General features: G+C 66.2%; 12 protein-coding genes and 1 tRNA gene. 3 read left to right on the plus strand and 10 right to left on the minus strand.

Going from position 1 to position 13,695, the window contains the following annotated elements:
* Nucleotides 1-71: 71 nt before the first annotated feature.
* Nucleotides 72-156, minus strand: a tRNA-Leu gene (locus BN60_RS14975).
* Here BN60_RS14975 and lipB point away from each other — a divergent pair.
* Nucleotides 141-935 carry a lipoyl(octanoyl) transferase LipB gene (lipB, locus tag BN60_RS14980; protein ID WP_425357824.1) on the plus strand — a complete coding sequence of 265 codons (795 nt, stop codon included), beginning with the start codon at nucleotides 141-143 and terminating at the stop codon, nucleotides 933-935. The genes BN60_RS14975 and lipB overlap by 16 nt on opposite strands.
* Here the strand turns inward: lipB and BN60_RS14985 are convergent.
* From BN60_RS14985 to BN60_RS15020, 8 genes are all read right to left on the minus strand, one after another.
* Nucleotides 913-1,194 carry an acylphosphatase gene (locus tag BN60_RS14985; protein ID WP_020696905.1) on the minus strand — a complete coding sequence of 94 codons (282 nt, stop codon included), beginning with the start codon at nucleotides 1,192-1,194 and terminating at the stop codon, nucleotides 913-915. The two genes, lipB and BN60_RS14985, sit on opposite strands and share 23 nt — an antisense overlap.
* Nucleotides 1,195-1,210: 16 nt before the next feature.
* Nucleotides 1,211-3,163 carry an acetyl-CoA carboxylase biotin carboxylase subunit gene (locus BN60_RS14990; RefSeq protein ID WP_043285710.1) on the minus strand — a complete coding sequence of 651 codons (1,953 nt, stop codon included), beginning with the start codon at nucleotides 3,161-3,163 and terminating at the stop codon, nucleotides 1,211-1,213.
* 149 nt (nucleotides 3,164-3,312) lie between these two features.
* Nucleotides 3,313-3,570 carry a hypothetical protein gene (locus tag BN60_RS14995; protein ID WP_148283430.1) on the minus strand — a complete coding sequence of 86 codons (258 nt, stop codon included), beginning with the start codon at nucleotides 3,568-3,570 and terminating at the stop codon, nucleotides 3,313-3,315.
* A complete protein-coding gene (locus tag BN60_RS15000) occupies nucleotides 3,540-5,072 on the minus strand; it encodes an acyl-CoA carboxylase subunit beta (RefSeq protein WP_020696908.1) in 1,533 nt (510 codons plus the stop codon). Before BN60_RS15000 ends, BN60_RS14995 begins: the two co-directional genes overlap by 31 nt.
* A 51-nt stretch (nucleotides 5,073-5,123) precedes the next feature.
* Nucleotides 5,124-5,996 (minus strand): phosphonopyruvate hydrolase, encoded by an 873-nt coding sequence (locus BN60_RS15005; protein ID WP_020696909.1) that lies wholly within the window; start codon nucleotides 5,994-5,996, stop codon nucleotides 5,124-5,126.
* Nucleotides 5,993-6,721, minus strand: coding sequence for an ATP12 family chaperone protein (locus BN60_RS15010; RefSeq protein WP_020696910.1), 729 nt, complete (start codon nucleotides 6,719-6,721; stop codon nucleotides 5,993-5,995). The genes BN60_RS15005 and BN60_RS15010 overlap by 4 nt, the downstream gene beginning before the upstream one ends.
* A gap of 130 nt (nucleotides 6,722-6,851) precedes the next feature.
* Nucleotides 6,852-8,876: an AsmA family protein gene (locus BN60_RS15015; RefSeq protein WP_020696911.1), complete on the minus strand. Its 2,025-nt coding sequence runs from the start codon at nucleotides 8,874-8,876 to the stop codon at nucleotides 6,852-6,854.
* A gap of 16 nt (nucleotides 8,877-8,892) precedes the next feature.
* The gene (locus BN60_RS15020) at nucleotides 8,893-9,921 is read right to left on the minus strand and encodes an RluA family pseudouridine synthase (protein ID WP_020696912.1); all 1,029 of its coding nucleotides are present in this window, start codon (nucleotides 9,919-9,921) and stop codon (nucleotides 8,893-8,895) included.
* A 35-nt stretch (nucleotides 9,922-9,956) separates the two neighbouring features.
* On the opposite strand from BN60_RS15020, the gene BN60_RS15025 reads away from it, so the two are divergent.
* Both BN60_RS15025 and BN60_RS15030 read left to right on the plus strand, forming a co-directional pair.
* The gene (locus BN60_RS15025) at nucleotides 9,957-10,850 is read left to right on the plus strand and encodes a dienelactone hydrolase family protein (RefSeq protein WP_020696913.1); all 894 of its coding nucleotides are present in this window, start codon (nucleotides 9,957-9,959) and stop codon (nucleotides 10,848-10,850) included.
* 83 nt (nucleotides 10,851-10,933) lie between these two features.
* The gene (locus tag BN60_RS15030) at nucleotides 10,934-12,376 is read left to right on the plus strand and encodes a L,D-transpeptidase family protein (protein ID WP_148283431.1); all 1,443 of its coding nucleotides are present in this window, start codon (nucleotides 10,934-10,936) and stop codon (nucleotides 12,374-12,376) included.
* Here the strand turns inward: BN60_RS15030 and BN60_RS15035 are convergent.
* Nucleotides 12,373-13,662 carry a replication-associated recombination protein A gene (locus BN60_RS15035; RefSeq protein WP_020696915.1) on the minus strand — a complete coding sequence of 430 codons (1,290 nt, stop codon included), beginning with the start codon at nucleotides 13,660-13,662 and terminating at the stop codon, nucleotides 12,373-12,375. The two genes, BN60_RS15030 and BN60_RS15035, sit on opposite strands and share 4 nt — an antisense overlap.
* Nucleotides 13,663-13,695 lie beyond the last annotated feature (33 nt).

Genomic DNA, 13,695 nt, shown 5'->3' on the forward strand with positions numbered 1-13,695 from the left:
CAAAAAGGGCCGCCAGTTGGAGTTTCCAACAGGCGGCGGCCTTAGGCTACCTTTTCGATCGAACCGGCGTTTGGTGCGGCCAAGAAGACTCGAACTTCCACGCCTCGCGGCACTAGCACCTCAAGCTAGCGCGTCTACCAATTCCGCCATGGCCGCGCCGGTTCGATGGCGCGGGGGATACCAAATCGCCTCACCAGTGGCAAGGCGGCCTTGCACAAGAGACGAGAAGTACCGATTTTGCCACAATGAACAGCCCCGAATGGCGCATTTCCGATGGCGCGGTCCCCTACGACGAGGCGCTGGCCGCCATGGAAGCGCGTGTCGCCGACATTCGCGCCGGTCATGCCGGCGAAATGGTGTGGCTGCTGGAGCACCCGCCGCTCTATACGGCCGGCACCAGCTCCAAGGCACAGGATCTGCTGCAGCCAGCGCGCTTTCCGGTCCATGTCGCCGGCCGTGGCGGGCAATACACCTATCACGGGCCGGGCCAGCGCGTGGCCTATGTCATGCTCGACCTGCGGGCCCGCCGCCAGGACGTACGCCGCTACGTCGCCGACCTCGAAGACTGGACCATCCGCACGCTCGGACGTTTCAACGTGAAGGCCGAACGGCGGCAGGGCCGGGTCGGCGTCTGGGTCGTCCGCCCCGACAAGCCCGCCCTGCCCGATGGCAGCCCGCGTGAAGACAAGATCGCGGCCATCGGTGTGCGCATTCGTCACTGGGTGTCGTTTCATGGGATCTCGATCAACGTCGAGCCCGACCTCTCGCACTATGCGGGAATCGTTCCCTGCGGCATTGCCGAGCATGGCGTGACGTCGCTGGTCGATCTCGGCCTGCCGGTGACCCTGGCCGATCTCGATGCCGCGCTGGCCGAGACCTTCGACGAGGTGTTCGGCCAGGCCGCAGCGGCCGTCAGGCCGTCGGCAGCCGCGTAAAGCCGTCCGGCAGAATATCGAGATCGACCGGCTCGACGTCGATCCCGTCCACGCGCGCGAGGGCCGGCCCGGCCCGGCAGGCATCGATCATGCGGCCGACTGCCGCCTCGTCGCCGACGATCAAGGCCTCGACGGCGCCGTCGCGGCGGTTGCGCACCCAGCCGCTGAGACTAAGCCGCTGTCCGGTGGCCACCGCCCAGTCGCGATAGCCCACGCCCTGCACCCTGCCGGTAATCGTCAGGCGTGCCTGCAATGCCATCGGCGTCGCACCGATCCTAGGCGAACTCGATGATCTTCTGGTCGACGCGCAGGCTGTCGCCGGCCTTGGCATGGAGGGTCTTCACCGTGCCGTCGCGCACCGCGCGCAGCACGTTCTCCATCTTCATCGCCTCGACGACAGCCAGTGCTTCGCCGGCCTTGATCTCCTGGCCTTCGGCAACGGCAACGGACGCCAGCAGGCCCGGCATCGGCGACAGCAGGAACTTCGACGTATCGGGCGCGGCCTTCACCGGCATCAGCGCATAGAGTTCGGCCTGACGCGGCGTCAGGACCAGCACGTCGGCCTGGCCGCCTTCATGAACCAGGCGCCAGCCCGAGCCCACGGCATCGACCTGGACCACGATATGCTGGTCATCGACCACGGCGTGAAGCAGCGGCTCGCCCGGCAGCCAGTTGGTTTCGATGGCGATTGCGCGTTCGCCGGCCTCGACCGCGAATGCCGCTCCCTGGCCGGTCACGCGGACGGCCATCGGTTCGCGGTTCAGCATGACGGTGCGGCCGTCTTCGACCAGCCCCGCGCGATGGCCCTGAATGCGGTCGATCACGGCGGCGATGCCGGCCAGTACCGCGGGATCGCGTGGCGGCAGGTCCTTGGTCGTGAAGCCGCCCTTGAATTCCTCGGCGATGAAGTTGGTCGTGAGCTTGCCCGCGACGAATCGCGGATGGGCCATGAGCGCCGCCAGGAACGGTATGTTGTGCGACACGCCGCGGACGTAGAACTCGTCCAGAGCGCGGCGCATGCGGTCGATCGCGTCGTTGCGCGTCTCTCCATAGGTGCAGAGCTTGGCGATCATCGGATCGTAGAACATCGAGATTTCGCCGCCCTCGTAGACGCCGGTGTCGACGCGCACGTCGGGGCCGGCCTTGGGCTCGCGATACTTCACGAGGCGGCCGGTCGAGGGCAGGAAGTTGCGGAACGGGTCCTCGGCATAGAGGCGGGCCTCCATGGCCCAACCGTTCATCTTCACGTCCTTCTGCTCGAACGGCAGCTTCTCGCCGGCCGCGACGCGGATCATCAGCTCCACGAGGTCGAGGCCGGTGATCAGCTCCGTCACCGGATGCTCGACCTGCAGGCGGGTGTTCATTTCGAGGAAGTAGAAGTTGCGGTTCTTGTCGACGATGAACTCGACGGTGCCGGCGCTCTTGTACTTGACCGCCTTGGCCAGCGCGACGGCCTGCTCGCCCATCGCCTTGCGCGTCTTGGCGTCGAGGAAGGGGCTGGGCGCCTCCTCGATCACCTTCTGGTGACGACGCTGGATGGAGCACTCGCGCTCCCAGAGATAGACGCAGTTGCCGCGACCGTCGGCGATGAGCTGGATCTCGATATGGCGCGGTTCCTCGACGTACTTCTCGATGAATACGCGATCGTCGGCGAACGAGGCCTTGGCCTCGTTGGTCGCCGAGCCGAAGCCTTCATGCGCCTCGGCATCGTTCCAGGCGATACGCATGCCCTTGCCGCCGCCGCCGGCCGAGGCCTTGATCATCACCGGATAGCCGATCTTCTGCGCGATCTTCACCGCCTCGTCGGCATTGGGAATGGCCGCGAGATGGCCCGGCACGGTGTTGACGCCGGCCTTCTGGGCGAGCTTCTTGGACTCGATCTTGTCGCCCATGGCGTAGATCGCCCGGGCATTGGGGCCGATGAAAGCGATGCCGGCGGCGGCCAGCGCCTTCTGGAACGCTTCCTTCTCGGAGAGGAAGCCGTAGCCGGGATGGACCGCCTGAGCGCCCGTCTTCTTGCAGGCGTCGATGATCTTGTCGATCAGCAGATAGGACTGTGCCGATGGCGGCGGGCCGATCAGGACCTTCTCGTCGGCCTGGCGCACATGCAGCGCATCGGCATCCGCCTCGGAATAGACCGCGACCGTCTTGATGCCGAGCCGCCTGCAGGTGCGGATGACGCGGCAGGCGATCTCGCCGCGATTGGCGATCAGGATCTTGTCGAACAGCGGCTTGGGGCCCGTCGCTTTCGGCGCCGCGGCCTTCGCCTTGGGCGCTGCAACCTTCGCCTTCGGCACAGGCTTCTTGGCCGCCTTCGTCGCGGGCTTCTTCACGGCCTTGGGCGCAGCTTTGGCGACCTTCTTCTTGGCGGCCATTCTCAGGATCCTTTTTTATTGCGTTCAAACATGCCCATCGACCAGGCGGTATGGGCTGCGATCAAGGGTATCCAGGCGATGAACGCCCAGAGCCACCAGGGGTAACGGGACGAGACCAGGGCGTTGACGGCGATCAGCACGAGCAGCGTGAACAGCCCCGCGATCATGTGCAGCCGCACGATCCGCGCACGCCTCGCCCGCTCTGCCGCCGACATTGCCACGGCAACCGTCACAGAGGCACGTTGCCGTGCTTGCGCCACGGATTCTCGAGCTTCTTGGTCTCGAGCGTGGCGAGCGCCCGGCAAATCCGCCGGCGCGTGCCGTGCGGCATGATCACGTCGTCGATGAAGCCACGGCTGGCGGCGACGAACGGATTGGCGAACTTCTCGCGATATTCCTCGGTGCGCTTGGCGATCTTGGCGGCGTCACCGATGTCGGAGCGGAAGATGATCTCGACCGCGCCCTTGGCGCCCATCACCGCGATCTCCGCACCCGGCCAGGCATAGTTCACGTCGCCGCGCAGGTGCTTGGACGCCATCACGTCGTAGGCGCCGCCATAGGCCTTGCGGGTGATCACGGTCACCTTCGGCACCGTCGCCTCGGCATAGGCGTAGAGCAGCTTGGCGCCGTGCTTGATGATGCCGCCGAACTCCTGAGTCGTGCCCGGCAGGAAGCCCGGCACGTCGACGAAGGTGACGATTGGAATGTTGAAGGCGTCGCAGAAGCGCACGAAGCGCGCGCCCTTGCGCGAGCTGTCGATGTCGAGGCAGCCGGCCAGCACCATCGGCTGGTTGGCGACGAAGCCCACGGTCTTGCCCGCCATGCGGCCGAACCCGACCACGATGTTGCCGGCCCATTCGGGCGACAGCTCGAAGAAGTCGCCTTCGTCGACGACCTTCAGGATCAGTTCCTTGATGTCGTAGGGCTTGTTGGGATTTTCGGGGACCAGCGTATCGAGCGAGAAGTCCTCGCGATCCATGGGATCCTGCGTCGGCCGCACCGGCGCCTTCTCGCGGTTGTTCGACGGCAGGAAGTCGACGAAGCGGCGGAGCTGCAGCAGCGCCTCGACGTCGTTCTCGAAGGCCAAGTCGGAAACGCCGGACTTCTGCGTGTGGGTCAGCGCGCCGCCCAGCTCTTCCTGCGTCACCGTCTCGTGGGTGACGGTCTTCACCACGTCGGGGCCGGTGACGAACATGTAGGAGCTGTCCTTCACCATGAAGATGAAGTCGGTCATGGCCGGCGAATAGACCGCGCCGCCGGCGCACGGGCCCATGACCATCGAGATCTGCGGGATGACGCCCGAAGCCAGCACGTTGCGCTGGAACACGTCGGCATAGCCCGCCAGCGAGTCCACGCCTTCCTGGATGCGCGCACCGCCGGAGTCGTTCAGCCCCAGCACCGGCGCACCGACCTTCATGGCGGTGTCCATGATCTTGCAGATCTTGGCGGCATGCATGCCGGAGAGCGCGCCGCCGAACACCGTGAAATCCTGGCTGAAGACATAGACCAGCCGGCCGTTGATGGTGCCGTGTCCGGTCACCACGCCGTCACCCGGGATCTTCTGCGTCTCCATGCCGAAGTCGATCGAGCGATGCTCGACGAACATGTCGTATTCCTCGAACGAGCCCGGATCGAGCAGCGCGTCGATGCGCTCCCGCGCCGTCAGCTTGCCTTTGGCATGCTGCGCCTCGACGCGCCTTGCGCCGCCGCCTTGGCGCGCCGCGGCACGCCTCAGTTCGAGTTCTTCCAACATCTTCTGCATTCGTATCTCCGGCCCCTTGCCAGCAGTTTTCGGCCAATATCGCGACCACGTCTAGCGGAGGAAACGCTTCTCGTTGTCCTTGACCGCGCTCATACCCTGTAGTTCGAAAACCTCGTCGACCGTGGCGATCCGGCTTTCCACGCCATGGATGCCGCCTTCCTTGCGGATCTGCGCAAAGGTCGCCCGCATCGCGCCCACCGACGCGCGAATTGCATGGTTGCCCCAGATCAGCAGGCCGACCTTCTTCAGCTCCTTCACGCGCGCCACCGTCATCTGCGGATAGGCCGTCGGCACCAGCGCGATCGGCGCCTTGCCATCCCAGGCGCGCACGAAGGCCTCGATCTCGTCCGGCGTCTTCTGCTTGGAGTGCACCAGGATCATGTCGGCGCCCGCCGCCTCGTAGGCCCGAGCCCGCTTCAGCGCTTCTTCCTGGCCGAGGCCCGCGATCAACGCTTCCGTGCGTGCAACGATCACCAGGTCGGGATCGCGGCGTGCGGCGCGCGCCGCTTCGATCTTGCCCTGGAACTCCTCGATGCGGACCATGTCCTGGCGGCCACCGGCGATCAGGCTGGTGACCTTGGGAAAGCTCTTGTCCTCCATCACGATCACGGCGGCGCCGGCGCGCTCATACTGCTCGACGGCGTAGAGCACGTTGATGGCGTTGCCGAAGCCGGTGTCGATATCGGCCACCACCGGCAGGCCGGAGCGATCGGCCATGGCGCGTGTCATGTCGAGGTGCTGGGTCATCGATACGACGCTGACATCCGGCACACCGTACATGGCCGACAGCTCGAAGCCGCTGGCCCAGATCGCATCGAAGCCCGCTTCCGCGGCAAGCATGGCCGAGAGCGGGCTGTGCGATGCCATGGCCTCGACGAGCCCCTTCTCGGCAAGCACGTCGCGAAACTTCCTGCCTGGCGTCATGCTTCCCCCCTGGTGCGCAGCCGCGTGTCTTCCAGCAGCTCGAGGAACCGGGCGCCTGCCGCAATGTCGTTGCGCACGCCGGTCCGCCGCTCGACCGCAATGGGATCGTCGCCCCAGCGTTCGACTTGATAGAGGTCGTCGAGCTGGGCGGCCGCAAACGCTTCTTCCGCCGTGAGGCGTCGCTCCGCGACGGCGAGCGCCACGATCAGCGAGCCGGCGATGTGCGTGAGATTGTAGAGTGAGGACAGAGCCATATCGCCATGCGCCGCCACGGCCGCCCGCAGAGCTACAAGTGCCTCGGCAGGCTGTTGCACGAACGACATGTTTTCGACCACGGTAAGCCGTGCGCCGTAGCGTTCGGCCGCCCAGTCGAGAAGCGGCTGCCACGTCGTCATCTGGCGCTCGACCAGGCTCGACGGATCGGACGCGCGATAGCACAGCAGGTCGGAGCCCGCGTACTTGGCGGTGTCGTCGATCACCTGCTCGCGCTGCCCTGGCACGCGATCGAGGCCGGTCGCGGCAAGACGGGTCAACGGCAGGAGGCCGGTCTTGATTTCCTCTTTCTCAGGCACCCCCGCCCATTCGCCGGCGATGGCCTCGGCCAGGGCGCGCGTCGGCACGACCAGCACGGCCTTGGCTGGCGTCCGCATGGGCCTGCCGTCGAGCAGCACGCGAAAGCCACCGTCGCAAGCGTCGACCGCCGTTTCCTTGTAGAAGCGCTTCATCCAGCTCGGCTTGGTTCAGAGTCAGGGGCCACGATGCGAAATCCCGTTTCCCCGGCTCCGCATGTGGCGACGGGATTACACGCCTGCCCCTGCCGACGACAAGACCCTCGGACGGGGACACGGGCCGATGTCAGCGGCTCTGACTGCGCTGCGGACGGGGAGTCTGGGAGTGCGTCGGGCGACTCGCTCGTTGCCGCACGTCGGATGAAGGAACCGGAAGCTGTGCCCGCAGGCCCGGACGCAGGGCTTCCAGCCTCGGCGCCAACACCGCGCAAGCGTTTGCACCGGCCTGGCGCGCCGCCTGCGCGAGTTGTGCGACCAGGCTTGGTATCGGGCCACCGCCCACCAACAGTTTGGAAAGACCGGGTTCGAGCGCACTCGCCGTGGGGCGCCCGGCGCCGCCCTTGATGCGCATCGGCGAGGCAAGCGCGGCCCCCTGGGCATCACGCGCTTCCGGCGCGACGATGAACTCCCACCCTTCGGTCCTCATCTGGACATAGCCGCCGCCGATCAGCACCGCCCGCGGCGTATCGACGACGATCCGCCGGAGGTTGGCGACACCGCTGCTCACGTCGAAACGGCCAGCGATGCAATTGAACGGCACGCCGGCATCGGTCCCGCCCAGAAGCTGCTGGGTCTCCAGCGGCCAGCTCGTCAGTTGACTACGCGGCCAAACGCCCTTGGCGATCGCGATGTCGACCGAACCGCTTGCCGAGTTCAATGCATCTCGCGTCGTGCGGCCACTGCCGCGCAGGCGCAGATCGATATCGGCGACGGCGTCGCGCAGGCCGAGATCGAGGCCCAGCAGCGAGGAGAGTTCCCCCAGCGAAACCCGATTGGCCGACGCCGTCAGGGTCGTCTGCCCGAGCCGCCCCGCCGGATCGTAGACGAGATCGACGCCGGCCGAGCCACCGCCGACCGTTCCCGCCGCCCTGAACGTGAACCGCGTCTCGCCCGACGACAGGGTGACGGAGGCGTTCTGCATTTTTGCGCCGAGACCCACCACCTCGCCCAGCCGGACCGTGACCGAGAGAGCCGAACGGCCGAGCCAGCTTGCCGAAAAGGGCGTGGATGGAATGAGCCTCTGCTGCACGGGCGAGGTCGCCGCCGGCGGTGCGGCAACGACGGGCGGTGCACGCAACTCCGAGACATCCAGGCGGCTGATATCGGCATTTACCGCAATGGTCGCAGTGCCCTTGCGGTCGTGGCGGAAGAGCGCCTCGCCGACCATCTCGCTCGAACCGACCTTGAGGGTCTGTACTTCGACCTTGAAGCCGTTGCGCTGCGTCGAGGCCTTGGTGTTTATCGAATAAGGTCCACCGGCCGGCACAGGCAGCCGGACGTAAGGACCTAAAACCGAGACATCGGGACCATCGGCGTTGATCTGAAGGCTGGTCCCCTTCACGCCGACGCCGCCCTTGATGGCGATCTTTCCACCGCCAAAGCCACCCTGCAGGTCGATATTGCCAGGCAGGCCGCGCATCCAGCCCTCGAACGAACCGGCCGTGCCCGTGAGTTCAAGGGGAACGGCTTGCGGGGCGGAGAAGCGACCTTCGATCTGCAGTGTCTGGTTGGGCGCCGGCGACTTGAAGGTGGCGCTCGCAACTTCGATCACCGCCGGGGGCCGCCCGGCTCCTTCCGAGATCGTAAGGACCGAGTCCTTCACCTCGATGCTGTTGATCCATGGGAACACCGGCGTAGTGCGCAGGCGCAGCGAACGGTTCTCGGCCGGATGCGGTCCCGAGCCGTCGGGCGGCGGCAGCATCTCGAGGTTGGCATCGCCGATCTCGTTACGCTCGACCAGAATGTCGGCGCCTTCCAGCACGATGCGGCCGATCTTCACTTCGCCCAGAAGCAGCGAGAATGGGTCGAGGAAGAGCGTCATCTTCCTCACGCGGGCCAGGTCGGGGCGCGATCCCCAGGGTGCATTGGAGAGCGTCACGCCTTCAGCGACCATCGCGGGCTCGCTGCCCAGCTTGATGCTCAGCGGCACCCGCGCCGCGAGCTCGCGGCCGGTCACTTTTCGAAGCTGCTCGGTCAGCCGGCTCTGATAGCGCGACAGATCGCGCGTGGCCGCCCAAATCACGCCGGCGACCGCGGTGATCGGCACCGCTGCTGCCACAATCCAGGCGAGCCGCCTCCAGGGAATCCGCATGCCGCCCGATTCTCGCTCAAACACCGTCCGTAGAGAAGCCCAATGCCTCAACGGTGCGGCGGAAGTGAGGTGGCAGCTCCGCTTCGGCCCTCAGTTCACCTCTGCCCGAAGGATGCGGCAGCGTCAGCCGACGGGCGTGAAGGTGGAGACGCCGCGCATCGGCGACCGCCGCCAGCAGCGCTTCCTCGCCGCCGTACTTGCGATCGCCCAGGATCGGACAACCGATTTCGGCACAGTGTACGCGAAGCTGATGCGTACGGCCGGTGCGCGGCCAGAGCGCAAGCAAGGCGGCGCGTTTGCCGATCCTGTCGATCTCCCGGAAATGAGTCAGCGCCTTCTGGCCGTTTTCCTCGTCGACTTGCATCAGCTCGCGGTCGCGGGCTCCGGGTCGCTTGGCGAGCGGCAAGTCGATCGTGCCTTCCTTACGCGGCGGCACGCCGACGACGACCGCCCAGTAGAGCTTCTCGGTCTCGCGGTCGCGGAACGACTCGGCCAGCCGCTTGGCCGCCTGCCCGGTGCGGGCGATCAGCAGCAGGCCGCTCGTATCCTTGTCCAGCCGATGGACGAGGCGTGGCCGATCTTCATAGCCGAAACGCAGCGCATCGAGCATGCCATCGACATGCTTTTCGGTGCCGCTGCCGCCCTGGACCGCCAGCCCCGGCGGCTTGTTGAGGACGATCACATGGTCGTCGCGATGGATCACCATGCGCTGGATTTCCGCGGCATCGCGATCGGAGACTGCCGGAGCTGCCCGCGCTGCCCGCGGCTTGGGCAGCGGCGAGGCCGACACGCCGGGCGGCAGGCGGATGGACTGGCCCGGCTCGACACGATCCTTGCCCTCGGCACGCTTGCCGTCGATCCGGACCTGGCCGGTGCGCAGGAGCTTCTGCAGCGCGCCGTGGCTCAGCTCGGGAAAATGCCTTTGGAACCAGCGATCGAGGCGCAGCCCCGCTTCATCGCCGGAGACGGTACGAAGCTGGACTTGGGCCCGGGTCTGGGCCCCGGTTTGGACACGGGTGCTGCCGGCGGCGGGGCGATCGCTCATGGCGCGCAACCTAAGGGACAAGCTAAACAGGGTCCATGGAATCGGTGTCGTTCGATACGCTGACGTTCGACCATCCCGCGGCCTGCCGGCCCGCGACCTTGAGCGCAAGCCTCCATCTGCCCGAGCGGGCGGCGGGTCCCTCCTCCTGCATGGTGCTCCTGACCAGCAGCGCCGGCGTCCAGCGTCACCGCGAGCACTACTACGCCGATCTCCTCAATCAGGCGGGCGTCGCGGCGCTGATCATCGACAGCTTCACCGGGCGGGGCGTGCGGCGTACCGTCGCCGACCAGACCCTGGTCTCTGCCGCCCAGATGGAAGGCGACGCGTTTGCGGCCCTTGCGCTGTTGCGCCGCGATCCGCGCATCGACCCGGTGCGAATCGGAATCATGGGCGTTTCCAAGGGCGGCGTCGCGACGCTGAATGCCGCCATCGCCGTGCGCCAGCACTGGCGCAACGGCTTCCCTCACCTCTTCGACCTGCATGTCGCGATCTGTCCTGGCGCCACGGCGCAGCATCGCGACCCGACCACGCATGGCCGGCCGATGTTTCTGATGCTGGCGGCGCGCGACGACTACACGCCGGCAGAACTCGCCGTGGAGTACGCCTCCCGCATGCGGACCGCCGGCAACGAGCGCATCAAGGTGAAAGTCTATGGCGCCGCCCATCATGGCTGGGAATCGATCGGGCCGGTCTTCGACATCAAGGACGCCGAGAACTGGTCGTGCTGCCGGAACTTCATCGAGGATGACGGGCGCCACTTCGTGCCCTCCCTCGGCCTGTCGTTGAGCGAACCGGAATTCCAGGCATGGGCGCGACTGCATTGCGTTACGCGCGGCGCGCGCGCCGGCGGCGGGACTGTGGCTCTAAAGCAACGCGCAAGTGCTGATTTTATTGACTTTCTGAGGGTTCACGGCTTCGCAGACCGATAGACGAATCAAGCGTTCGCGGCTATACCTCCGGTGTGATTCGCTCCTACTTTCTCGCCGTTTCTCTGGCGCTCGTGTCCTCCCTGATGGGGACCTCTTCCACCTACGCCACCGACCTGTTGTGGACCGGATCAGGGGCCGCCACCGCCCGCTCCGAGGCTCTGCTGAAGGCCCTGCGCTCCGCTTCCGACCATGGGCTCGATCCCACCTGGTATGGAATCGCCGAGGTCGAAAAGGCACTGGCGCCAGGCGCCGATCAGGCAGCAGCGGAGGCTTTGCTGACGGCGGCTTTCGTCGCCTATGCGAGCGACGTCTCAACCGGCCGCGTCCGCGCCAATCGCGTCGACAAGGATATCGACATCATCCAGCGCAAGGTCGAGAAGGCCGACCTCCTGAAGGCCGCGGCCGAGGCTACCGATTTTGCCGCCTATCTCGACTCCTTGCCGCCCAAGGGGGACTACCCGGCCTTGCAGAAGGCTCTGGCGACATGGCGCGACAAACGCGGCAAGGTCAGCTTCACCCCGATCCCCGACGGCCAGGCATTGAAGCCCGGCATGATTGATCCGCGCGTCAGCATGCTGCGCAAGCGTCTCGTCGAACTCGACTTCGCCGTTCCCGAACCCACCGCCGGTGCTGTCGTCGATCTCTATGACGATGCGCTGGTCGACCTGATCAAGTCGTACCAGGAAATGAAGGGCCTCTCGGTCGACGGCGTCATCGGCGCCAAGACCATCCGGTCGCTGAACACGACCATCGACGAGCGTATCGAGCAGATCGTCGCCAATCTCGAGCGCCGGCGCTGGCTGCCCGCCGATCTCGGTAGTCGCTATGTGTTCGTGAATACCGGCGACTATTCGATGATCTTCGTCAATGAGGGCAAGCTTGCCTTCCAGAGCCTGGTCATCGTCGGCACGCCGAAGGATCCGACGCCCGAGATCCAGTCGATCATGCGCGGCTTCCAAACCAATCCCTACTGGACGGTACCGACCTCGATCTCCGGCGAGGAATACCTGCCGATGCTGCGCCGCGATCCCAACGCGCTGGCCGCCAGCGGCTTCAAGATCTTCGCGAACTGGAGCGACGATACCGAGCTCGATCCGTACAGCGTGGACTGGCACTCGATCCACCCCAAGGCCTTCCCCTATCGCATCCGCCAGGAACCCGGCGCCGGGAACGCCCTGGGCTACATCTTCTTCCCGTTCGCCAACAAGTACGGCATCTACATGCACGACACGGCGAGCCGCTGGCTGTTCACCGAAGGCAGCCGCAACTTTAGCCACGGCTGCATCCGCCTGCAAAACCCGCTCGACTTCGTCGAGAAGGTCTTCAACGGCAAGAACAACTTCAGCAAGGACCGGGTGCGGGCGGTGATCGAAGCGGGCCAGCAGGCGCACTACACCTTCCCCGAGCAGGTCACGCTCTACGTGACCTATCGTACCGTGACCGCCAACGCCGATGGCGTGCCGGTCTTCAGGGATGACGTCTACGGTCGCGACCGCCGCGTCGCCCGGGCGATGAAGAAGCCCTAGCGCTTCTTCTCCCGCAGCTTCTTCCAGTATTCGAGGCGCTTCAGGATCTCGCGCTCGAAGCCGCGTTCGACCGGCTGATAGAACTCCTCGCGCGCCATGCCGTCGGGGAAATAGTTCTGGCCGGAGAAGCCATCGGCGGCATTGTGGTCGTACTCGTAGCCCTTGCCGTAACCGATCTCCTTCATGAGCTTGGTCGGCGCATTGAGAATGTGCATGGGCGGCGTCAGGGAGCCGTGGGTCTTGGCGGCGCGCTTGGCGGCGCCGAAGGCGACATAGCCCGCATTCGATTTCGGCGCGGTGCCGAGATAGATCACGGCCTGGGCGATCGCGAGTTCGCCCTCGGGAGAGCCCAGGCGGTCGTAGGTTTCCCAGGCCGCCAGGGTCTGCGTCAGCGCCTGCGGATCGGCCATGCCGATATCCTCGACGGCGAAGCGCACCAGCCGCCGGGCGATGTACTTCGGGTCCTCGCCGCCATCGAGCATGCGGGCGAACCAGTAGAGCGCGGCATCGACATCCGATCCACGCAACGACTTGTGCAGCGCGCTGATCAGGTTGTAGTGCGCTTCCTGCGCCTTGTCGTAGAGCGGCGCCCGCTTCTGCAGCAGCGTCGCGAGCCGCGACGGCGGCACCGGCCCCTTGTCCTTGAGCTGTGCCAGTTGCTCGGCGATCCCGATCAGGTAGCGGCCGTCGCCGTCGGCCATGGCGAACAACGCCTGACGGCCGGTTTCGTCGACCGGCAGAGGACGCCCCAGCGCCTCCTCGACGCGCGTGAGCAGCGTGCCCAACGCTGTGTCGTCGAGGCGGCGCAGGACCAGGACCTGACAACGCGACAGGAGTGCCGCGTTCAGCTCGAAGGATGGGTTCTCTGTCGTGGCGCCGATCAGCGTAACGGTGCCATCCTCGACATAAGGCAAAAATCCGTCCTGCTGCGCCCGATTGAAACGATGGATCTCGTCGACGAACAGCAGGGTGCCCTTGCCGTCCTTGCGACGCTGGCGGGCGGCCTCGAAGACGCGCCGCAAGTCGGCGACGCCGGAGAAGACGGCCGACAAGGGCTCGAAGTGCAGGTCGGTCGCTTCGGCGAGCAGGCGGGCGATCGTGGTCTTGCCGCAGCCCGGTGGCCCCCACAGGATCAGCGAGCCGAGCTTGCGTACCGCCAGCATGCGGCCGAGCGGGCCTTCGGGGCCCAGCAGATGATCCTGCCCCAGGATCTCGCCCAACACCTTGGGCCGCAAGCGTTCGGCCAGCGGTGTCGGGGCGAGTGAGGCGAAGAGTTCAGCCGGCACGCTGGAAGGCTACCACGGTGCGCTCCGCCATGG

Origin of the sequence: Reyranella massiliensis 521 (assembly GCF_000312425.1) — a bacterium.
In the GTDB taxonomy this organism is placed as follows: Bacteria; Pseudomonadota; Alphaproteobacteria; order Reyranellales; family Reyranellaceae; genus Reyranella; species Reyranella massiliensis.

Excerpts from the sequence above, each read along its gene's own strand:
- BN60_RS15020 (WP_020696912.1), bottom strand. The coding sequence starts at position 9,921 with ATGAGCGATCGCCCCGCCGCCGGCAGCACCCGTGTCCAAACCGGGGCC.
- BN60_RS15005 (WP_020696909.1), bottom strand. The coding sequence starts at position 5,996 with ATGACGCCAGGCAGGAAGTTTCGCGACGTGCTTGCCGAGAAGGGGCTC.
- BN60_RS15015 (WP_020696911.1), bottom strand. The coding sequence starts at position 8,876 with ATGCGGATTCCCTGGAGGCGGCTCGCCTGGATTGTGGCAGCAGCGGTG.
- BN60_RS15000 (WP_020696908.1), bottom strand. The coding sequence starts at position 5,072 with ATGCAGAAGATGTTGGAAGAACTCGAACTGAGGCGTGCCGCGGCGCGC.
- BN60_RS15030 (WP_148283431.1), top strand. The coding sequence starts at position 10,934 with ATGGGGACCTCTTCCACCTACGCCACCGACCTGTTGTGGACCGGATCA.
- BN60_RS14985 (WP_020696905.1), bottom strand. The coding sequence starts at position 1,194 with ATGGCATTGCAGGCACGCCTGACGATTACCGGCAGGGTGCAGGGCGTG.
- BN60_RS15010 (WP_020696910.1), bottom strand. The coding sequence starts at position 6,721 with ATGAAGCGCTTCTACAAGGAAACGGCGGTCGACGCTTGCGACGGTGGC.
- BN60_RS15025 (WP_020696913.1), top strand. The coding sequence starts at position 9,957 with ATGGAATCGGTGTCGTTCGATACGCTGACGTTCGACCATCCCGCGGCC.